This window comes from Agromyces tardus, from assembly GCF_003710805.1.
GTDB classification, from domain to species: Bacteria; Actinomycetota; Actinomycetes; order Actinomycetales; family Microbacteriaceae; genus Agromyces; species Agromyces tardus.
Genome location: NZ_RHHB01000028.1, coordinates 1 through 18,699, shown reverse-complemented (window position 1 = coordinate 18,699; position 18,699 = coordinate 1). Strand labels below are relative to the sequence as shown.

General features: G+C 73.0%; 21 protein-coding genes and 1 pseudogene. 12 read left to right on the top strand and 10 right to left on the bottom strand.

What is annotated here, in order from left to right; translation table 11 throughout:
* Positions 1 to 223: 223 nt before the first annotated feature.
* The 8 genes from EDM22_RS13050 (at position 224) to EDM22_RS13010 (ending at position 7,038) form a co-directional block, all read left to right on the top strand.
* On the top strand, positions 224 to 1,132 hold the full coding sequence (locus EDM22_RS13050) for a DMT family transporter (protein ID WP_122937542.1): 909 nt from the start codon (positions 224 to 226) through the stop codon (positions 1,130 to 1,132).
* A 374-nt stretch (positions 1,133 to 1,506) separates the two neighbouring features.
* A complete protein-coding gene (locus tag EDM22_RS13045; RefSeq protein ID WP_122937522.1) occupies positions 1,507 to 1,716 on the top strand; it encodes a heavy-metal-associated domain-containing protein in 210 nt (69 codons plus the stop codon).
* 1 nt (position 1,717) lies between these two features.
* On the top strand, positions 1,718 to 2,743 hold the full coding sequence (locus EDM22_RS13035; RefSeq protein ID WP_170964127.1) for a heavy-metal-associated domain-containing protein: 1,026 nt from the start codon (positions 1,718 to 1,720) through the stop codon (positions 2,741 to 2,743).
* Positions 2,744 to 2,889: 146 nt separating this feature from the next.
* Positions 2,890 to 5,118 (top strand): heavy metal translocating P-type ATPase, encoded by a 2,229-nt coding sequence (locus EDM22_RS13030; RefSeq protein ID WP_245989362.1) that lies wholly within the window; start codon positions 2,890 to 2,892, stop codon positions 5,116 to 5,118.
* A gap of 9 nt (positions 5,119 to 5,127) precedes the next feature.
* Complete coding sequence (locus EDM22_RS13025; RefSeq protein WP_122937518.1) at positions 5,128 to 5,484, top strand: chorismate mutase; 357 nt, start codon at positions 5,128 to 5,130, stop codon at positions 5,482 to 5,484.
* Positions 5,481 to 6,410 (top strand): SDR family NAD(P)-dependent oxidoreductase, encoded by a 930-nt coding sequence (locus EDM22_RS13020; protein ID WP_122937517.1) that lies wholly within the window; start codon positions 5,481 to 5,483, stop codon positions 6,408 to 6,410. Before EDM22_RS13025 ends, EDM22_RS13020 begins: the two co-directional genes overlap by 4 nt.
* Positions 6,410 to 6,622, top strand: coding sequence for a hypothetical protein (locus EDM22_RS13015; protein WP_122937516.1), 213 nt, complete (start codon positions 6,410 to 6,412; stop codon positions 6,620 to 6,622). The genes EDM22_RS13020 and EDM22_RS13015 overlap by 1 nt, the downstream gene beginning before the upstream one ends.
* A complete protein-coding gene (locus EDM22_RS13010; protein WP_122937515.1) occupies positions 6,619 to 7,038 on the top strand; it encodes a pilus assembly protein CpaE in 420 nt (139 codons plus the stop codon). Before EDM22_RS13015 ends, EDM22_RS13010 begins: the two co-directional genes overlap by 4 nt.
* Before the next feature lie 130 nt (positions 7,039 to 7,168).
* Here the strand turns inward: EDM22_RS13010 and EDM22_RS13005 are convergent, their stop codons facing one another.
* On the bottom strand, positions 7,169 to 7,552 hold the full coding sequence (locus EDM22_RS13005; protein ID WP_122937541.1) for an SHOCT domain-containing protein: 384 nt from the start codon (positions 7,550 to 7,552) through the stop codon (positions 7,169 to 7,171).
* A gap of 218 nt (positions 7,553 to 7,770) precedes the next feature.
* Here EDM22_RS13005 and EDM22_RS13000 point away from each other — a divergent pair, with 218 nt between their 5' ends.
* Positions 7,771 to 10,419, top strand: a complete 2,649-nt coding sequence (locus EDM22_RS13000) for a winged helix-turn-helix domain-containing protein (RefSeq protein ID WP_122937514.1) — start codon at positions 7,771 to 7,773, stop codon at positions 10,417 to 10,419.
* Here the strand turns inward: EDM22_RS13000 and EDM22_RS12995 are convergent.
* From EDM22_RS12995 to EDM22_RS12985, 3 genes are read right to left on the bottom strand one after another with little or no spacing between them, the layout of a single operon-like run.
* Positions 10,391 to 10,609 (bottom strand): hypothetical protein, encoded by a 219-nt coding sequence (locus tag EDM22_RS12995; protein ID WP_122937513.1) that lies wholly within the window; start codon positions 10,607 to 10,609, stop codon positions 10,391 to 10,393. The two genes, EDM22_RS13000 and EDM22_RS12995, sit on opposite strands and share 29 nt — an antisense overlap.
* Before the next feature lie 60 nt (positions 10,610 to 10,669).
* Positions 10,670 to 10,882, bottom strand: coding sequence for a hypothetical protein (locus EDM22_RS12990; RefSeq protein WP_122937512.1), 213 nt, complete (start codon positions 10,880 to 10,882; stop codon positions 10,670 to 10,672).
* A gap of 1 nt (position 10,883) precedes the next feature.
* Positions 10,884 to 11,396, bottom strand: a complete 513-nt coding sequence (locus EDM22_RS12985; RefSeq protein WP_122937540.1) for a DUF6325 family protein — start codon at positions 11,394 to 11,396, stop codon at positions 10,884 to 10,886.
* 202 nt (positions 11,397 to 11,598) lie between these two features.
* Between EDM22_RS12985 and EDM22_RS12980 the strand changes: the two genes are divergently transcribed.
* Entirely contained in the window at positions 11,599 to 12,165 is a 567-nt protein-coding gene (locus EDM22_RS12980) for a hypothetical protein (RefSeq protein WP_122937511.1), read from the top strand.
* Positions 12,166 to 12,183: 18 nt separating this feature from the next.
* Here EDM22_RS12980 and EDM22_RS12975 read toward each other — a convergent pair whose 3' ends face one another.
* From EDM22_RS12975 to EDM22_RS12955, 5 genes are all read right to left on the bottom strand, one after another.
* Positions 12,184 to 12,423, bottom strand: coding sequence for a hypothetical protein (locus EDM22_RS12975; RefSeq protein WP_122937510.1), 240 nt, complete (start codon positions 12,421 to 12,423; stop codon positions 12,184 to 12,186).
* Positions 12,424 to 12,425: 2 nt separating this feature from the next.
* Entirely contained in the window at positions 12,426 to 12,968 is a 543-nt protein-coding gene (locus tag EDM22_RS12970; protein WP_122937509.1) for an NUDIX domain-containing protein, read from the bottom strand.
* A 30-nt stretch (positions 12,969 to 12,998) separates the two neighbouring features.
* On the bottom strand, positions 12,999 to 15,341 hold the full coding sequence (purL, locus tag EDM22_RS12965; RefSeq protein ID WP_122937508.1) for a phosphoribosylformylglycinamidine synthase subunit PurL: 2,343 nt from the start codon (positions 15,339 to 15,341) through the stop codon (positions 12,999 to 13,001).
* A gap of 96 nt (positions 15,342 to 15,437) precedes the next feature.
* A complete protein-coding gene (locus tag EDM22_RS12960) occupies positions 15,438 to 16,253 on the bottom strand; it encodes a shikimate 5-dehydrogenase (protein WP_122937507.1) in 816 nt (271 codons plus the stop codon).
* A 93-nt stretch (positions 16,254 to 16,346) separates the two neighbouring features.
* A complete protein-coding gene (locus tag EDM22_RS12955) occupies positions 16,347 to 16,805 on the bottom strand; it encodes a DUF3817 domain-containing protein (RefSeq protein ID WP_122937506.1) in 459 nt (152 codons plus the stop codon).
* A 132-nt stretch (positions 16,806 to 16,937) separates the two neighbouring features.
* On the opposite strand from EDM22_RS12955, the gene EDM22_RS12950 reads away from it, so the two are divergent.
* Together EDM22_RS12950 and EDM22_RS12945 are read left to right on the top strand one after the other, a co-directional pair.
* The gene (locus EDM22_RS12950; RefSeq protein ID WP_122937505.1) at positions 16,938 to 17,471 is read left to right on the top strand and encodes an adenine phosphoribosyltransferase; all 534 of its coding nucleotides are present in this window, start codon (positions 16,938 to 16,940) and stop codon (positions 17,469 to 17,471) included.
* Positions 17,472 to 17,563: 92 nt separating this feature from the next.
* A complete protein-coding gene (locus EDM22_RS12945) occupies positions 17,564 to 18,283 on the top strand; it encodes a flavodoxin family protein (protein WP_122937504.1) in 720 nt (239 codons plus the stop codon).
* A gap of 37 nt (positions 18,284 to 18,320) precedes the next feature.
* Here the strand turns inward: EDM22_RS12945 and EDM22_RS12940 are convergent.
* A pseudogene (locus EDM22_RS12940) lies at positions 18,321 to 18,699 on the bottom strand (hypothetical protein); the annotation flags it as partial.

The window sequence follows — 18,699 nt, the reverse complement described above, 5'->3', positions numbered from 1 at the left end:
GTGCGGCCGGTCGCGGCAGTGGGGGCGGCTGCCGGCAGTGCGGGCGGTTCGCGGCTGCCGGACTTCGGCGGATTCCGGACAAGCACCTTCCGTACCCTCCGCGGATGCCGGTGGCCGGTCGTACGCTCGTCCGGTGAGCACCAGCACCGCCGAACAGGCCGCCGTCGCGGCATCCGCACCGAAGCGCCCGGGGCGCGTGTCGACGTGGGTGCAGTTCCTCGCGATGGGCGTCGTGTGGGGGTCGAGCTTCCTCTTCATGAAGGTCGCCCTCGAAGGCGTGTCGTTCGGGCAGGTCGCGTGGACGCGCACGCTCCTCGGCGGGCTCGCCCTCGGTGTCATCGTGCTCGTCATGCGGCCCCGAGTGCCCCGTGCCGACGGCACGCCCGGCCCGGTGCTGCCGCGCGAGCGCGTGGTGTGGCTCCACTTCCTCGTGGTGTCGCTCACGACATGCGTCATCCCGTACCTGTGCTTCGCGTGGGCCGAGCAGTACGTGTCGTCGAGCCTCGCGTCGATCTACAACGCGACCACGCCGATCATGACGGCCCTCATGGCGACGCTCGTGTTCCGGGTCGAGCGGCTCGGGCTCTCGCGGTGGGCCGGCGTCGGCGTCGGCATCCTCGGCGTGCTCGTCGTGATCGGGCCGTGGCAGTACACGGCCCTCACGGGCAGCCTCGCGGGCCAGCTCGCGTGCCTCGTCGCCACGGCCTGCTACGGCTTCACCTTCGGGTACCAGCGCCGCTTCCTCAGCCAGCGCCCGATCGCGCCCGCCACGTTCGCGTTCCTCTCGATCGGCGTCTCGGCCGTCGTGATGCTCGCGCTCACCCCGTGGATCGCCATCGCCCCGGTCGAGCTCGACTGGACCATCGTCGCGTCGCTCCTCGCGCTCGGCGTGCTCGGCACGGGCCTCGCGTACATCTGGAACATCAACGTGCTGCGCGCCTGGGGACCCACGGGCACCTCCACGGTCACCTACGTCACGCCCGTGGTCGGCGTCGTGCTCGGGGTGGTACTGCTCGGCGAGCGGTTCTCGTGGCACGAGCCGCTCGGCGCGGTGCTCGTGCTGCTCGGCATCCTGCTCGCGCAGGGCCGGCTCCGGATGCCGCGCCGCCGCGTCGCCTTGCCGACCGAGTAGGGCCGCAGGCCCGTATCCGGGTTGCCGTGCGGGCCGGAATCGAGACCCTTCGTGCGGGCCGGCCCCGCCTCCGCTCCCGCCTCCGCTCCCGCGGCGCCGAGCCCTGTCACGAGAACAGGATGACGCGCCGACGGGCACACGAAAGCAGGACGTTTCGCGGCGCGCCGGCTCGGCGCCTCCTGTTCTCGTGACGGCGCCCGGGGTGGGGCATCCGTGCGCGCACGGCATCCGGGCGATTCCCGTGCCGGCTTGCCCGGAATACCCATCATGGGTATGCTGTTCGAGTGAGTACCCCCTAGGGGTATCCACGAACCCAGACCAGACGGGTCCGCCGGCGCCGCCGGCCGGACCCGCACGACGAGAAGGAGTCCACCATGAGCCAGCGCGAGTACCAGGTGACGGGCATGACCTGCGGCCACTGCGAGCTGTCGGTGCGCGAGGAGGTCGCGCAGCTCGGCGGCGTCGACGTGATCGACGTCTCCGCGGCATCCGGCCGCCTCACCGTGACCGCGCCGGCCGACCTCGACGACGCGGGCGTGCTCGCCGCCGTCGAGGAGGCCGGCTACAGCGCAGTGCGCGTCTGACGTGCGCACCGCGACCCGGCTCGGGCTGTTCGCCGCGGGGGCGGCGGCGGTGTTCGCCGTCGCCTTCGGGGCGGCCCGGGTGATCATCCCGGCCGAGGAATCGGCCGCTTGGACCTCTGGCACCACGGAGGACACGATGAAGAACCACGACACGGCCGCATCCGCGACATCCGCCGCACCCGCACCCGGCGACGACGTGCGCGGCCTCTCGGTCTCGCACGCCGGCTACCGGCTCGTCGAGCTGACGGCACCGGATGCCGAGGGCGCATCGGGCGAGCTGGCGTTCACGCTCCTCGGCCCCGACGGCGGGCCGCTCACCGACTACGACCGCGCCCACGAGAAGGACCTGCACCTCATCGTGGTGCGCACCGACGGCGCCGAGTTCCGCCACGTGCACCCCACGACCGACGGCGCCGGAACCTGGACCATCCCGTGGAGCTGGGGCGCCGCCGGCACCTACCGGGTCTTCGCCGACTTCGTGCCGACCGACCTCGGCGACACGGTCACGCTCACGAGCACGCTCGAGGTCGCCGGCGACTTCGCCCCCGCGCCGCGCGGCGGCGACACCACGACGGCGGCCGACGGCGACCTCGCGGTCGAGCTCGACGGCGAACTCGCGGCCGGCGCCTCGAGCGAGCTCACCTTCACCGTCACGCGCGACGGCGAGCCCGTCACGACGCTCGAGCCGTACCTCGGCGCCTACGGTCACCTCGTGGCGCTCCGCGATGGCGACCTCGCGTACCTGCACGTGCATCCGATGGGCGAGCCGGACGACGGCGAGACCGAGCCCGGCCCCGGCATCACCTTCATGGCCGAGGCCCCCACACCCGGTCGCTACCTGCTGTACCTCGACCTGCAGCTCGACGGCACGGTGCACAGCCTGCCGTTCGTGGTGACCGCGGTCGAGGCGGATGCCGCGGCATCCCACACCTCGGACTCGCACGACGAGCCCGTGCCCGGTGCCGGCACCCACGACGACAGCCACTCCGACTCGCCCGACGGCGACGCCCACACCGACGCGCACTGAGCGCGACGCGAACGAGGAGCACCATGACCAGCCCCACCGGCCCGCACGCCCCCGGCGCCCCGTCCGCCGGCATCCCGTCCCCCGGTGACCGCGGGGTCTCCGGGGTCGCCGTCGCCACGACCGACGTCGAGCTCGAGATCGGCGGCATGACCTGCGCGTCGTGCGCGATGCGCATCGAGAAGAAGCTCAACAAGCTCGACGGCGTGACCGCGTCGGTCAACTACGCGACCGAGAAGGCGCGCGTCGCCGCACCGGCCGATGTCGACGCGCAGCGGCTCATCGCCGTGGTCGAGGAGGCCGGCTACACCGCGACGCTGCCCGCCCCGCCGGCGGCGGCCGGCGGCTCGGCGGGTGCGGATGCCGCGGCGCCCGGTGAGACGCGCGCCGACGCCGAGCTCCGCTCGCTCCGCCAGCGGCTCATCGGCAGCATCGTGCTCTCGGTGCCGGTGATCCTCCTCTCGATGGTGCCCGCACTCCAGTTCACGTACTGGCAGTGGGCGGCGTTCGCGCTCGCCGCGCCCGTCGTGGTGTGGGCCGCGTGGCCGTTCCACCGGGCCGCGTGGCTCAACCTCCGCCACGGCGCGGCCACGATGGACACCCTCATCTCGGTCGGCACGCTCGCGGCCTTCCTGTGGTCGACGTACGCGCTGTTCCTCGGCACGGCGGGCGTGCCCGGCATGACCCACGCGTTCGAGCTCACGGTCGCGCCCAGCGACGGCGCCGCGAACCTCTACCTCGAGGTCGCCGCGGGCGTCACGATGTTCGTGCTCGCCGGCCGCTACTTCGAGAAGCGCTCGAAGCGCCAGGCGGGCGCCGCCCTGCGTGCGCTCCTCGAGCTCGGCGCGAAGGACGTCGCGGTGCTGCGCGGCGGCATCGAGACACGCATCCCGCTCGAGCAGCTCGCGGTCGGCGACGAGTTCGTCGTGCGGCCCGGCGAGAAGATCGCCACCGACGGCGTCGTGGTCGATGGGCGCAGCGCGGTCGACGCGTCGCTGCTCACGGGCGAGTCCGTGCCGGTCGAGGTCGCCGCGGGCGACGCCGTCGTGGGCGCGACCGTCAACGCGGGCGGTCGCCTCGTCGTGCGCGCGACCCGGGTCGGCGCCGACACGCAGCTCGCGCAGATAGCGAAGCTCGTCGAGGACGCCCAGTCGGGCAAGGCCGACGTGCAGCGCCTCGCCGACCGCGTGGCCGGCGTGTTCGTGCCCGTCGTCATCCTCATCGCCGTCGCGACGCTCGGCGCGTGGCTCGGCGGCGGCTTCCCGCCCGAGGCCGCGTTCACCGCCGCGGTCGCCGTGCTCATCATCGCCTGCCCGTGCGCGCTCGGACTCGCGACGCCCACGGCCCTGCTCGTCGGCACGGGTCGCGGCGCGCAGCTCGGCATCCTGATCACGGGCCCCGAGGTGCTCGAGTCCACCCGTCGCGTCGACACGATCGTGCTCGACAAGACCGGCACGGTCACCACCGGGCGGATGTCGCTCGACGGCGTCCACGCGGCCGACGGCGTCGACGAGGCGGAACTCCTGCGCCTCGCCGGAGCGGTCGAGCACGCGTCGGAGCACCCCATCGCGCGCGCCATCGCCGACGAGGCGGAGCGGCGCTTCGGGCCGCTGCCCGTTCCCGAGTCGTTCGAGAACCTCGCGGGGCGCGGCGTGCACGGCGTGGTCGACGGATGCCTCGTGCTCGTCGGCCGCGCGACACTGCTCGCCGAGTGGGCGCTCGAGGTCGACGAGGAGCTCGCGGCATCCGCTGCCCGAGCCGAAGCCGAGGGACGCACCGCCGTGTACGTCGCCTGGGACGGACGCCTGCGCGGCGTGCTCACGGTGGCCGACGCCGTGAAGCCCACGAGCGCCGACGCGGTGGCGCGGCTGCGCCGGCTCGGGCTCACGCCGATCCTGCTCACGGGCGACAACGAGACGGTCGCGCGGCGCGTCGCCGCCGAGGTCGGCATCGACGAGGTGATCGCCGAGGTGCTCCCGGCCGACAAGGTCGCCGTTGTGGCGCGCCTCCAGGCCGGGGGTCGCATCGTCGCCATGGCCGGCGACGGCGTGAACGACGCCGCCGCCCTCGCACAGGCCGACCTCGGCATCGCCATGGGCACCGGCAGCGACGTGGCGATCGAGGCATCCGACATCACGCTCGTGCGCGGCGACCTGCTCGCCGCGGTCGACGCGATCCGGCTCGCGCGCTCGACGCTCGGCACGATCAAGGTCAACCTGTTCTGGGCGTTCGCGTACAACGTGGCCGCGATCCCGCTCGCAGCGCTGGGCCTGCTGAACCCGATGCTCGCCGGTGCGGCGATGGCGTTCTCGAGCGTGTTCGTCGTGGGCAACAGCCTGCGGCTGCGCGCGTTCCGCTCCGGCGTCGGGAGCGCCTAGGGTCGAAGCATGACCACCGAGGCCCCCGACGACCGCGAGGCTGCGCTCACCCAGCTGCTCGGCATCCGATCGAGCATCGACAACATCGACGCGGCCCTCATCCACCTGCTCGCCGAACGGTTCAAGTTCACGCAGCAGGTGGGGCGGCTGAAGGCCGAGCACGGCCTCCCGCCGAGCGATCCCGACCGCGAGAAGCGGCAGATCGCGCGGCTGCGGGCCCTCGCCGAGGACGCGCACCTCGACCCCGCGTTCGCCGAGAAGTGGTTCAACTTCGTCGTCGCCGAGGTGATCCAGCACCACGAGCAGCTGGCCGGCGGCAACGGCGGGGTGGGAGCCTCCGGCGCGGGCGGGTCGTCGGCGCCGTGACCCGGTACCCGCTCCCGGTGCCGTCGCAGGCGGGGCGGCGGTTCCTCGTCACGGGCGCGAACGCGGGCATCGGGTTCTTCACCTCGGCGCGGCTCGCGGCCGCGGGCGCGCACGTCGTGCTATCGGGCCGCAGCCCGGAGCGGTTGGATGCCGCGGTGCGGGCGATCCGCGAGCGGGTCCCTGCGGCATCCATCGACACGCTCGTGATCGACACGTCGTCGCTCGACTCGGTCGCCGCCGGCGCCGGCGAGGTGCTCGCCGCCGCGCCGCTCGACGGACTCGTGCTCAACGCCGGCATGGTGCACGTGCCCGGCACGCGGCTCGAGAGCCCCGACGGCAACGAGCTCGTGCTCGCCACGAACGTGCTCGGCCACTTCGCCCTGCTCGCCCGGGTGCTGCCGCACCTCGCCGACGGCGCGCGCATCGTGTCGCTCGGGTCGCTCGCGACCCGGCTCTCGTCGTTGCGCGTCGACGACCTGCAGCTCGAGCGGGGCTACGACGCGTGGCGTGCGTACGCGCAGTCGAAGATCGCCGCCCAGTCGATCGGCTTCGAACTCGACCGGCGTTTGCGGGCAGGGGCTGCTGCCGCCCCCCGTGCGGCCAGCGTCGTGGCCCACCCCGGCTACGCGATCTCGGGGCGCACCCCCACCGTGCCGGGCGTGAACGAGCCGACCGCGGCCACGCGCTTCACCGACGCCCTCCAGGCGCCGTGGGCGCAGGGCAAGCACCGCGGGGCCGAGCCGGTCGTGCACGCCGCCACCGCTGCGGGCGTCGAGGGCGGCCAGTTCTGGGGCCCCCGGTACCGCACCAAGGGCGCCCCGGCGCTGCAGCAGCCCACGCGCACCTCGAGCGACCCCGACGTCGGCGCCCGGGTCTGGGCGGTCGCGGAGCAGGCCACGGGCATCCGGTTCGAGGTGGGCGCCTGATGCCGGGGTTCGTCGTGCGCTGGTGGCGCACCCCCACGGTGCGACGGCGCATCGCCCGCATCGTCGTCGTCATCGGGATCCTGCTCGGTGTGATCGGGCTGCTCACGATGCGCTACGCCCTGCTGTTCGCCGGGATCCTCGTCATCGGGTTCGGGGCTGCCATGGGGCCGGCGCGGATCCGCCGCACCGACGACGACCGGAGTGCCCCATGATCAGCCGCGAGCTGGCCCTCGAGCTTCGCGACGCGGGACTCGCGTGGCATCCGGAATCGGGCGACCGCTTCCAGCTCGACCTGTCCAACGACGTCGAGGCGGAGGTCGAGGCCGACGTCTTCACCGTCAGCGACATGACGATCGAGCCGCACAAGTACCCGTCGGGCACGATCCTCGGGTTCAACGGCACGACCGAGTGGGCGCTCGACTCCGTCTCGATCGCCGACGCCGTGTGGCTGCCGCGGGAGGACCAGCTGCGCGAGCTGCTGCGCGCGACCTTCCGTGGCCTGCGGCGCCTGGCCGACGCGTACGAGGTCGAGATCGAGGTCGGCGGCGAGACGCTCCGCTTCGAGCATCCGGATGCGTCGGAGGCCTACGGCCTGGCGCTGCTCGCCCTCATCGGCCGCAGCAGCTGAGCCGGCCGGGCCACGAGCCCGCGCGGCCGGCCCGCACGCGCTCGCGGAAGGTCCGCGGCATCCGCCGGACACGACGACGCCCGCGGCGTCCGGGGTGAACCGGCTGCCGCGGGCGTCCGCGTCGCCGACGTCAGGCCAGCGCCTTGGCCTTGAGCGACTCGTACTCGGCCTGCGTGATCGCGCCGCTGTCGAGCAGCTTCTTGGCGGACTCGATCTCCGCCGCGCCCGAGGTGGGTGCCGCGACCGAGCGGATGTACTCGGCCTGCTGCGCGCTCGCCGCCTGCGCCCGCTCCATGTTGCGCTTGGTCATGCTGTCGCCCCGCGCGATCAGGTAGATGAACGCCGCCAGGAAGGGGAAGAACACGAGGAACAGCACCCACAGTGCCTTGGCCCAGCCGTTGAGGCTGGAGTCCCGGAAGATGTCGACGAACACCGTGATGAAGATCCAGATGCACGCGATGATGACGTAGAACCAGAAGAGCCAGACCAAGAAGTCCCAGAATGTGTTGAGCATGTTCCCCTTCAATCCGGGCGTGTCCATCACGCCCGACTCGTTTCGACGCTATTCCGCGTCATATCCGACCACATCACCCGGATCGAGTGATGCTGCCACTCTGGCGGCGCCGCGCTGCGGGGGCAAGGGTCTTTCGGCACTGGGACGTGCGACGGCGTCGCGGAGAATGACCGAGCCGGCACCCATCCCCCCGAGCCGGCCTGCACGGGAGGTGGCGAGTGGTCCAGGGCCCTGCACGCGACGACCTCGTCGAGCGCCCGGCGCTGAGGGAGCGGCTGGATGCCGCCCTGTCCCTGCCGCTGACGATCGTGGTCGCGCAGGCCGGCGCCGGCAAGACGGTGCTGCTCCGCCAGTGGGCGGCGGCGCACCCCGACCTCGCCGTCGTGTGGATCGACGTCGAGGCGGCGGACGACGATCCCGCGCGGTTCGCCCATCGACTCGCGTCGGGGCTCGCGGGGGTGCGTCCCCAGGTCGTCGACGCCGCGCCGCGCGTTCCGACGCATGCGGGCGGGCTCGGCGCATCGCTGCTGGCGTCGCTCGTCGAGGTGCTGGCGCGCCTCCCCGAGACCGTCATCGTGCTCGACGACCTGCACCACCTCTCGAACGGCGAGTTGCTCGCCGACCTCGGCCGGCTCGCCGCCGCGATTCCGTCGAACGCGCACATCGTGCTCTCGACGCGGGTCGACCCGCCGATCGCGTGGAGCGGGCTGCGCCTGCGTGATCGGCTCCTCGAGATCCGGCAGTCCGACCTCGCCATGACCGCCCCGGAGTCCTCCGAGCTGCTCGCGAGGGTCGCACGGCGCGCGATCCGCCCGGCGACCCTCGAGGCGCTCGTGGAACGCACCGAGGGTTGGGCCGCCGGACTGCAGCTCGCCGGACTCACGCTCCGCTTCCACCCGGACTCGGACGCGTTCGTCGCGGAGTTCGGCGGCACCGACCGGCTCATCGCCGAGTACCTCACCGAGGAAGTGCTCGACGCGTTGCCCGACAGCGGTCGCGAACTCCTGCTCCGGATGTCGCTGCTCGACACGCTGACCACCGACCTCGTCGACGACGTGCTCGAGCGTTCCGACTCCCGGCAACTGTTCGATCGACTCGAGCAGGAGTCGATGTTCTTCACCGCGGTCGACGCGCGACGCGAGCAGTTCCGCTTCCACCATCTCTTCCGCGACCTGCTCCGCTACCGGCTGCGGGCCGACGACCCGGCCGAGGCCGCCCGGTTGCTGGGCCGCGCCGCGGATCACCACCTCGATCGGGGCGAGATCGCCCCCGCGGTCGAATACCTGCTCCAGGCGCAGGACTGGGAGCGCGCGCTCGATGCGATCATGGCGCGGGGGAGCGACGTCTTCGAGCGCGGCGAGGCACGCACCGTCATCCGCTGGATCACGACGGTACCGGAGGCCGCTCGGCGGGGCCGCCTCGACGTCGAGCTCGAGCTGGGCATCCTCACCGGGATGCAGGGTGACGCGGCTGCGGCCGCAGCCATCCTCGGCCGAGTGGCCGGCGATCAGCGCGCCACGGCCGGACAGCGCACGATCGCGCACGCCTGGACCTCGGCGACCGCCCAGTGGAACCCTCGCCCCGATGAGACGATCCGCGCCGCCGACCGGGCGATCGCGCTGCTCGAGTCCGACCCCGGCATGGAGATCCCCGACCTCATGCGCCTCACGTCGCGGGCATTACTCGAGACCCTCTCGGTCGGATCGGCGGGCCGGTCGCGGTTCCTCGCGGGCGACCTCGCGGGCGCCGATGCGTGGCTGATGCGCGCGCTGGCGACCGACGGCATCGCGTACCCGCCGTTCCGGGTGGGCGCCCTGGGATCCATCGCCCTGCTGCGGGCGTGGTGCGGCCGGCTCGCCGAAGCCCGGCTCCTCGCGGGGGAGGCCATCGCGATCGCCGCGTCCAGCGGGCTGCTCACGCACCCGATCATCGCCGACGCCCGCCTCGCCGAGGCGCTGGCCGCGTGCGAGCGCGGGTCGCCCGACGCGGCGGAGGCGCCGCTGCGCGACGGCGCCGTGCGCGCCGAGTCCAACCGGCGCACGCAACTGGAATGGATCGCCCTCGCCCTCCACGCGGCGATCGCCCCGGCGAGCGGCCGGTTCGACGAGGCGCTGGAGCTGGTCGACCTCACCGGGCAGTCCGAGCGCGAGCCGGCATCCGCGCCCGCGCCCCTGATCCGCGATCGCCTGATCGCCGACCACATGGCCCTGCTCCGCCGCACCGGGCGCAGCGAGGAGGCGCTCCGTCTCCGGGGCGACGCCCCGCCGACCACCGCCGACCTCGCGTTCGAGACCGCCGCCGCATCGTTGCACCTCGGCAACCGGGAGCCGGCCCGACGCATCCTGGGTGGATCGGCGCACCTGTTCGCCGCAGAGCGGCCGCGCGGCGACATCCAGCGGGCGATGCTGCTCGCCTGGCTCGCCGAGCTCGCGGGCGCGCACCGCACGGCGTTGGGCCTCATCTCCGCGGCCCTCGACCTCGCCGAGCCCGACGGCCTCGCGGAGGTGTTCGTGGGCGGCGGTGACGTCGTGCTCGACCTCGTGGAGGAGCTGTCAGCCGCGCGAGGCGGCCTCGCCGAGGCGATCCTCGCGCGGCGCCAGCGGATCGAGCCGTCGCCCGCGGATGCGAACGACGGACTGCCCGAACCGCTCACGGACCGCGAACTCGAGATCCTCGCGTACCTGCCCGACCACTCGACGAGCGGCGAGCTCGCGATGCGCTGCTACGTGTCGGTCAACACGCTCAAGACGCACATGGCGCACATCTATCGGAAGCTCGGCGTCTCGGGGCGCAGCGCGGCGATCGCGCGCGCGCGCGAACTCGGCCTGATCCCCCCGGTCAGCCGGGTGGAGCGAGCACGTGCGTGACCGACTCGATCTCCACGTTGAACCCGCGCAGGAGGTCGAGGAGTCCGACGAGCCGTGCCTGGTCGGGCACCTGCCCCCGCAGGTGCGTCGTCCCCAGCTCGCGTGAGACCACGTCGAACCCCTCGAGCTCGTCGGTGATCATCGGGCCGAGTTCGCCCCGCACGACGATGTCGAACGTCTCGACGCTCATGTCATTCCCCCGATCCTCCGCGGCCGCGGCCCCGTTCCGCTCGGCCGCGGAGGGATTCGTCTAGATGCGTCGTCTGCGCCCGGGTGTCACCGCTGCGCCGACCACGGCGGCCTTCGCGACCGGGGAACGCCCCGGGGTGACGGCGGCGCCGACCACGGCGGCCTTCGCGACCGGGGAACGCCCCGGAGACACGGCCGCCCCCACGACGGCGGCCTTGGCGACGGGGGCGCCGACGACGCCGACCCGTCCGACTCGTGCTGCTCTCAGTGGCATCTCATGCTCCTGTCGTCTCGAGGGCCTCGTCGGCCCCACCGGTCGCCTCGGCCCCCGACGCCGCGTCGGTCTCGAGTGCCTCGTCGGCCTCGATCGAGGCGATGATCGCCTGGATCGGGATCCGCCCGTTCGCGATGAGCTGCCCGCCCGCGCGGCGCGCCGCGGCGGCGAACGGCGCGGCCCAGATGTTCTCGTAGACGATGACGCCGGCGATGCTGCCCGGTTCCATCGCGTGCGCGAGGTTCACGACGTCGTCGGCCGCGAGCAGCTCGGCGAGTTCGGCCTCGAGTTCGACGAGGGCGCCGAGGTCGCCCGCGTCCGAGAGTTCGAGCGCGTCGACCGTCCCGTCCTCGTCCTTCGTCAGGATGATCGCGTCGATGAGGCGGATGGTGCCGGCCTCGACGAGGTTCACCAGCTCCTCCGCGATCTCGCCGGTGAAGTTCGACTGGCCCTCGGGGAACTCGATGACGAGGAAGTCAACGGGTCCGAGGTCGTCCAGTGAATACTCGGTCATGTCCATCAGTCCTCTGCAGGTTGCCTGCGGTGGCGGGGTGCCGCCGCTGGTCCCACGTTCCTCCGCCGGCCGCCGGACCGCGTCACCCGAAGCGGATGATTCCGGCGCCGCGCTCGCGCTGCAGGGCCGCGACGAGCGGATGCCGCGTTCGCGGCGGGTTCCGCTGGGGCCTCGGTCGCGGTGTCGACGTAGGCTCGTCGGCATGACCGATGCCGCCGACGACGTCGCAGACGCGACCGCCGACGAGGCAGCCGTGGCGCGCGCCCGCCGGCTCGTCGCGCACGCGGTCGCGGAGCTCGCCGCGGCATCCGCTCGCAGCGAAGTGCTCGCCGATTTCGTGCCGGAGCGCCGCGTGCTCGGGCTGCCCCGCGCGGCCAGGATGACGCCGGCGGGCCGGATCTGGCGGCTCGGGGCGCTGCTGCTCGACGCGGAGGGTCGCCTGTACGCGACGGGACGTGTGGTGCGCGCCGAGCGGCCCGCCCGCAAGAGCGTTCCCGCGAACGCCGTCGCCGAGCAGCGCGCCTACCGCGCCGCCGCCGTGAAGGGCGGCATCGCCGAGGGCGAGACGGTGGTCTTCGACGCGCCGCCCCTGCCGCTCGACGTCGAATCGCTGCGCGCGGGGGTCGGTCCGCTCGCGCTCGCCGAGGTCGACCGGCGACCCGAGGTCGTCGTGCGCTGGGACCCGGCCCGCGCCGATGCGGTCATCCCGCTCGGCGCCTACCTCGCCGACCGCGTCGACCTGCTGGCGCACCCGCCCCAGGGCGCGTAGGCCGGGCAGGCTCCCCGGTCAGCGGTCGTCGTCGGTGCGCGACGGGCGCTGCTCCTGCTCCTGGATCGACTCGATCACCGAGTCTCGCAGGCCGCGCTGACCGGTGTGCAGCTCCTGATAGGCCTCGCCCGCGCCCATCAGCGGGCCGAAGGCCGCGCGCAGGCGGGAGCCGCGGCGCGTGCGTACGGCGCGTACGGCCATGGCGACGACGATCGTCGCCGCGAAGAGCGCGGCGAGCCATCCGATGACGGCCTCCATCGTCAGGTCCCACCGCCGCGGGCGTCGTCGGCGCCGAATCCGAACGCCATGACCGCAGGCAGCCCGCCGTCGCGCAGCCCGTCGAGCACGAAACGCTCATGGTGCACGACGCGGTCGGGCAGGGCGTCGAGGTCGAACCACGCGAGCTCGGTGGCCTTGTCCTCCTGCAGCGCCGGGATGCCGCTCCAGCGCGTGCAGGCGAAGAACACGTCGATGCGCTGGTCGACCGGCAGCCCGGTGGGCGCCGTGCGATGCATCGCCGTCAGCGGCTCGAGGTCGGACTCCGCGATCGCGACCCCGAGCTCCTCGGCGGTCTCGCGCACCGCGGTCGCGAACACCGACTCGCCCGCTTCGACGTGCCCGGCGGCCGCGGCCGCCCACCACCCGTCGTAGAACCCCGTGTTCGCCCGGCGCTGCAGCAGCACGCGGCGTCCGTCGAGCAGGAACACGTAGGCAGCGGGGATCAGCGCGAAGGCGCCGTGGGCTGCCGCGTACGCCTCGGGATACGTCTGCCGACGATCCTCGAGCTCCCCGTCAGCCGGCATCCGCGCGCCCGTCGACCCCGCCCGCAGGCGTCAGTACCCGACGACCGGGCCGAAGGCGTCGGCGAGCGGTGCCCGGTGCACGGTGCGCAGCTCGTCGATCGACACGGTGAACGCGTCCTGCACCTCGAGCGAGCCGGATGCGGCATCCGTCACGCCGATGCGACGTACCGGCACGCCCCGGCCGTCGCACAGGCCGCGGAACTTCACGTCGTCTTCGCGGGGGACCGAGACGATCACGCGACCGGCCGACTCCGAGAAGAGCGCGGTCGCGAGGTCGATGCCCGCGTCGCCCGTGACCTCGCCGAGGAACACGCGGGCACCGACGCCGAAGCGGCCGACCGCCTCCGCGAGGGCGATCGCGAGGCCGCCGTCGCTGAGGTCGTGCGCGGCGTCGATGAGGCCCTCGACCGCGGCCGCGTTGAGCAGCTCGGCGAGCTGCTTCTCGGCGGCGAGGTCGACCGCGGGCGGGAGGCCGCCGAGGTGGCCGTGCACGACGCCCGCCCACGCGGAGCCGTCGAGCTCCGCCCTCGTGTCGCCGAGGAGGTAGATGTTGTGGCCGTCGTCCTGCCAGCCGCTCGGGATGCGACGGGCGACGTCGTCGATCACGCCGAGCACGGCGATCACGGGCGTGGGGTGGATCGGCACGTCACCGGTCTGGTTGTAGAAGCTCACGTTGCCGCCCGTGACGGGGATGCCGAGCTCGAGGCATCCGTCGCTGAGTCCCTCGACGGTCTCGGAGAACTGCCACATGACCTCGGGGTTCTCGGGGGAGCCGAAGTTGAGGCAGTCGGAGACGCCCATGGGCTTGGCGCCGGTGACGGCGACGTTGCGGTACGCCTCGGCGAGGGCGAGCTTCGCGCCCTGGCGCGGGTCGAGCTGCGAGTAGCGGCCGTTCGCGTCGGTCGCGACCGAGACCCCGAGGCCCGACTCCTCGTCGACGCGGATCATGCCGGCGTCGTCGGGGTAGCTGAGTGCCGTGTTGCCGAGCACGTAGTTGTCGTACTGGTTCGTGATCCACGCGGCATCCGCCTGGTTCGCCGAGCCCACGAGCTGCAGGAACTGGCCGCGCAGCTCGTCGCCCGACTGGGGGCGGGCGAGGTTCGCGGCGGTGTCGGCCTGCAGTGCGTCCTGGTAGGCGGGGTAGGCGACGGGGCGCTCGTAGACGGGGCCGTCGACGGCGACGGTGCGCGGGTCGACGTTCACGATCTCCTGGCCGTGCCACATGATGCTGAGGCGGCCGGTGTCGGTGACCTCGCCGAGCACGCTCGTCTCGACGTCCCACTTGCGCACCACCTCGAGGAAGCCCTCGAGCTTCTCGGGCTTCACGATCGCCATCATGCGCTCCTGGCTCTCGCTCATGAGGATCTCCTCGGGCGTGAGCGTGGGGTCGCGCAGCAGCACGTCGTCGAGCACGATCGACATGCCGCCGTCGCCGTTCGAGGCGAGCTCGGAGGTCGCGCACGAGATGCCTGCCGCGCCGAGGTCCTGGATGCCCTCGACGAGGTCGCCCGCGAAGAGCTCGAGGCAGCACTCGATGAGCACCTTCTCGGCGAACGGGTCGCCGACCTGGACCGCGGGGCGCTTGGTGGGACCGCCCTCGGCGAACGTGTCGGACGCGAGGATCGACGCGCCGCCGATGCCGTCGCCGCCCGTGCGGGCGCCGAAGAGCACGACCTTGTTGCCCGCGCCCTTCGCGTTCGCGAGGTGCAGGTCTTCGTGCCGCAGCACGCCGACCGCGAGCGCGTTGACGAGCGGGTTCGCCTGGTAGGTCGGGTCGAACCACGTCTCGCCGCCGATGTTCGGCAGGCCGAGGCAGTTGCCGTAGAAGCTGATGCCGGCGACGACGCCGTGCACGACACGAGCCGTGTCGGGGTGGTCGATCGCGCCGAAGCGCAGCGCGTCCATGACGGCGACCGGGCGGGCGCCCATCGAGATGATGTCGCGAACGATGCCGCCGACGCCGGTCGCGGCGCCCTGGAACGGCTCGATGTACGACGGGTGGTTGTGCGACTCGATCTTGAACGTGACGGCCCAGCCCTCGCCGATGTCGAGCACGCCGGCGTTCTCGCCCATGCCCACCATGAGGTGCTGCTTCATGTCGGGCGTGACCTTCTTGCCGAACTGGCGCAGGTAGATCTTGCTCGACTTGTAGGAGCAGTGCTCGCTCCACATGACCGAGTACATCGCGAGCTCGGCGCTCGTGGGGCGCCGGCCGAGGATGTTGCGGATGCGCTCGTACTCGTCGGGCTTCAGGCCCAGCGCGGCGTACGGCTGCTCCTTCTCGGGCGTGGCCGCGGCGACCTCGACGGTGTCGAGCACCGGCGTCGGGGGCGTCGTCGGGGCAGCGGTCGTGGCGGGGGCGTCGGTGGTCACGAGTGGCGAGCTCCAGAGAACGGCGGCGGGCGGATGCCGCGGGGCGGATGCCGGACCCCGCAAGTCTACCGGGCGCCCTGCGCGCCGTGACCGGGGCTACCCCGCCCGCGAGAACGCCGCCGCGCGGTCGACCTGGTCGCGGGTGAGCCGCACGCCCGTGTACCGCTCGAACTGGCGGGCGGCCTGCAGGGCGATCACCTCGGCGCCCGTGATCACGCGCTTGCCCGCGCGGCGGGCCTCGGCGATGAGCGGCGTCTCGGCGGGGAACGCCACCACGTCGAACACCGTGGTCGCGCGCCGGATGAACGGGAGCGTGAACGCGAGCGCCGCGGCATCCGCCCCGTGCATGCCGAGCGGGGTCACGTTGACGATGAGGTCGAAGTCGGGCTCGGGGTCGTCGGCGACCCACCGGTAGCCGTACTTGTCGGCGATCGCGCGGCCCGCGGCCTCGTTGCGGGCGACGACGGTGAGGTCGTCGAAGCCCGCCCCGCGGAACGCCGCGACGACGGCCTTCGCCATGCCGCCCGAGCCGCGCACGAGCACGCGCTGCCGCGGGTCGAGGGCGTGCTCCGCGATGAGCTCGGCGATCGCCTCGTAGTCGGTGTTCGAGGCGGTGAGCACGCCGTCGTCGTTCACGATGGTGTTGACCGACTCGATGGCCGCGGCCGACTCCTCCATGACGTCGACGAGCGGGATCACGGCCTCCTTGAACGGCATCGACACCGAGCAGCCGCGGATCCCGAGCGCGCGGATGGCGCGCACGGCCCCCTCGATGTCGTCGGTCGTGAACGCCTTGTAGAGGAAGTTCAGGCCGAGCTCGTCGTAGAGGAAGTTGTGGAACCGGGTGCCGAGGTTCGACGGCCGGCCCGCGAGCGAGATGCAGACCGACATGTCCTTGTTCAGGATGGGCATGCCCTCATTGTCTCGCGTCGGCGCGCGAGCGTGCGGGTTCGGGCGAGCGGATGCCGCGGCATCCGCTGCCCGTCCGGCTTCGCCGCCCGCGACTCAGGCCTCGCGGCCCCCGGGCGGGCCCACGATCAGCAGCGCCGTGAACACCGCCGCGACGCCGACGACGCCGAGCACCGTGAGCAGCACCGGACGCCCGAGCCCCCAGCGCAGCAGCCGGTTCACGACGTTGCCGTCGGCCGGGTGCTCGCCCGCCTCGCGGCGCCAGTCGCCCTCGAGCCGGCCGCGCTTCACGAGCCAGAGCTCGAACGGGATCGTCGCGTACGGCACGATCGCGGTCACGACGCCGAGCGCCATGAGGCCGATGCTCCAGCGCTGGTTCACGCCGACGAGCAGCACGATGGCCGCGTAGGTGAGGAAGACGAATCCGTGGATCGAGCCGCCCACGACCACGAGGTCGAGCCCCGCGGTGGCGCGGAGGATGAGGGCGGTGATGAGGATCGTCCAGGTGACGGCTTCGGCGAGGGCGAGGCCGCGGAACAGCTGCTTCGGGGACACGGGACTCCAGGGGGCAGGAACAGGGGGGTGCTCCCATCCTCGCAAGCGGGCACGGGCGCCGGCATCGAACGAACGATTGAGCGGATGCCGCGATGCCGCCCGCCGTGCCGCATCCGGATATAGCCTGAACCGGTGAACGAGCAGCAGGCGCGCGCCCTCGTCGAGGCACGGATCGCGGTCATCCCCGACTTCCCGGAGCCCGGCGTGCAGTTCCGCGACCTCACGCCCGTGTTCGCCGACGGGCCGGCGTTCCACGCGCTCGCCGAGGCGCTCACGGCGCCGTTCGCGGGACGGTTCGACTACCTCGCGGGCGTCGAGGCGCGCGGATTCCTGCTCGCCGGCGCGGCATCCGCCCTCTGCGGAGCGGGCCTGCTGCCGGTGCGCAAGGCCGGCAAGCTGCCGCGCGCCGTGCTCACCGAGCACTACAGCCTCGAGTACGGCACCGCCGCGCTCGAGGTGCACGAGGGTGAGCTGCCGCCCGGATCGCGGGTGCTCATCGTCGACGACGTGCTCGCCACCGGCGGCACCGTCGGGGCGGCCGCGCGGCTCGTCGAGCGCGCCGGCTGGCACGTCGCGGGCATCTCGGTCGCGATCGAGCTCCCCGAGCTCGGCGGCCGCGCGCGCTTGGGCGACCGCTACGAGATCTACAGCCTGCTCCAGTACTGAGGGTGGGTGCCGGGCGGATGTCGCACGGTGCCGCGTGTGCGTTCGCTGCGAACCCCGCGACATCCGCTCGCACCGGGTCTAGGTTCGGTGTCATGGCAGAGCAGCCCGATTACAGCGATCTCCGCGCGGTGTTCATCAACTGCACCCTCAAGCGCTCGCCCGAGGTGAGCCATACGCAGGGGCTCATGGACGCGAGCATCAAGCTCATGCGCGACCACGGCGTGCACGTCGACGCCATCCGGCTCATCGACCACGACATCGCCACGGGGGTCTACCCCGACATGCGGGAGCACGGCTGGCAGTACGACGCCTGGCCCGAGGAGGTGTGGCCGCTCGTGGACGCGGCCGACATCCTCGTGGTGGGCGGCCCGATCTGGCTCGGCGACAACTCGTCGGTGACGAAGCGGCTCATCGAGCGGCTGTACGCCATGAGCGGGGAGAAGAACGAGCGCGGGCAGTACGTGTACTACGGCAAGGTCGGCGGCGCGGTCATCACCGGCAACGAGGACGGCATCAAGCACTGCGCGTCGAACATCCTCTACAGCCTGCAGCACATCGGCTACACGATCCCGCCGGCCGCCGACGCGGGGTGGATCGGCGAGGCCGGACCCGGCCCGAGCTACCTCGACGAGGGCTCGGGCGGACCCGAGAACGACTTCACCAACCGCAACACCACGTTCATGAGCTACAACCTCATGCACCTGGCGCACCTGCTGAAGCAGGCGGGCGGCATCCCCGCGATCGGCAACGTGCGCTCGGAGTGGGACGGCGGCGAGCACTACGGCTTCGAGGCGAACCCCGAGTACCGCTGAGCGGTGGCGGTGGCGGTGAGCGGCCGACGTTCGGCCGTCAGTTCGTCGTGCCGTCGTCGTCGTACTGACCCGGCACGTCGGAGTCCTGGTCGCCGTCGTCGAGCTGACCGGGGCCGCCCGGCCGGCCGGGCTGTCCCTGCCCCGGGAAGGCCCCCGGGCCCGGACGGCCGAACCCGTCGCCGTCGCCGTCGTGGTCGCCGAACGCCGTCTGCGTCGCGAACGAGTTCACGAGGTTCGTCGCAGTGCCCGCGACGAATCCGCTCGTGAAGGCGAGCAGCGCGAGCACTGCGGCGCCGACGCCGAGCACCCAGCCGCGGCGGTACCACGGAGCGCGTGCCGGGGCCGGGGCCGTGGCCGGTGCCGTGACCGTACCGGCGGCCGCGGGCCCGGCGTCGGCGGGTGCCGGCGCCGCGGGC

Bases quoted from the DNA above. Each gene is read 5' to 3' on its own strand.
- EDM22_RS13045 (WP_122937522.1), top strand. From the start codon at position 1,507: ATGAGCCAGCGCGAGTACCAGGTGACGGGCATGACCTGCGGCCACTGC.
- EDM22_RS12960 (WP_122937507.1), bottom strand. From the start codon at position 16,253: ATGCCCATCCTGAACAAGGACATGTCGGTCTGCATCTCGCTCGCGGGC.
- EDM22_RS13005 (WP_122937541.1), bottom strand. From the start codon at position 7,552: ATGCTCAACACATTCTGGGACTTCTTGGTCTGGCTCTTCTGGTTCTAC.
- EDM22_RS12995 (WP_122937513.1), bottom strand. From the start codon at position 10,609: ATGAGCGTCGAGACGTTCGACATCGTCGTGCGGGGCGAACTCGGCCCG.
- EDM22_RS12985 (WP_122937540.1), bottom strand. From the start codon at position 11,396: ATGACCGAGTATTCACTGGACGACCTCGGACCCGTTGACTTCCTCGTC.
- EDM22_RS13010 (WP_122937515.1), top strand. From the start codon at position 6,619: ATGATCAGCCGCGAGCTGGCCCTCGAGCTTCGCGACGCGGGACTCGCG.
- EDM22_RS12980 (WP_122937511.1), top strand. From the start codon at position 11,599: ATGACCGATGCCGCCGACGACGTCGCAGACGCGACCGCCGACGAGGCA.
- EDM22_RS12945 (WP_122937504.1), top strand. From the start codon at position 17,564: ATGGCAGAGCAGCCCGATTACAGCGATCTCCGCGCGGTGTTCATCAAC.
- EDM22_RS13025 (WP_122937518.1), top strand. From the start codon at position 5,128: ATGACCACCGAGGCCCCCGACGACCGCGAGGCTGCGCTCACCCAGCTG.
- EDM22_RS13030 (WP_245989362.1), top strand. From the start codon at position 2,890: ATGACCTGCGCGTCGTGCGCGATGCGCATCGAGAAGAAGCTCAACAAG.
- EDM22_RS12970 (WP_122937509.1), bottom strand. From the start codon at position 12,968: ATGCCGGCTGACGGGGAGCTCGAGGATCGTCGGCAGACGTATCCCGAG.
- EDM22_RS12975 (WP_122937510.1), bottom strand. From the start codon at position 12,423: ATGGAGGCCGTCATCGGATGGCTCGCCGCGCTCTTCGCGGCGACGATC.
- EDM22_RS13050 (WP_122937542.1), top strand. From the start codon at position 224: ATGGGCGTCGTGTGGGGGTCGAGCTTCCTCTTCATGAAGGTCGCCCTC.
- EDM22_RS13015 (WP_122937516.1), top strand. From the start codon at position 6,410: ATGCCGGGGTTCGTCGTGCGCTGGTGGCGCACCCCCACGGTGCGACGG.
- EDM22_RS12990 (WP_122937512.1), bottom strand. From the start codon at position 10,882: ATGCCACTGAGAGCAGCACGAGTCGGACGGGTCGGCGTCGTCGGCGCC.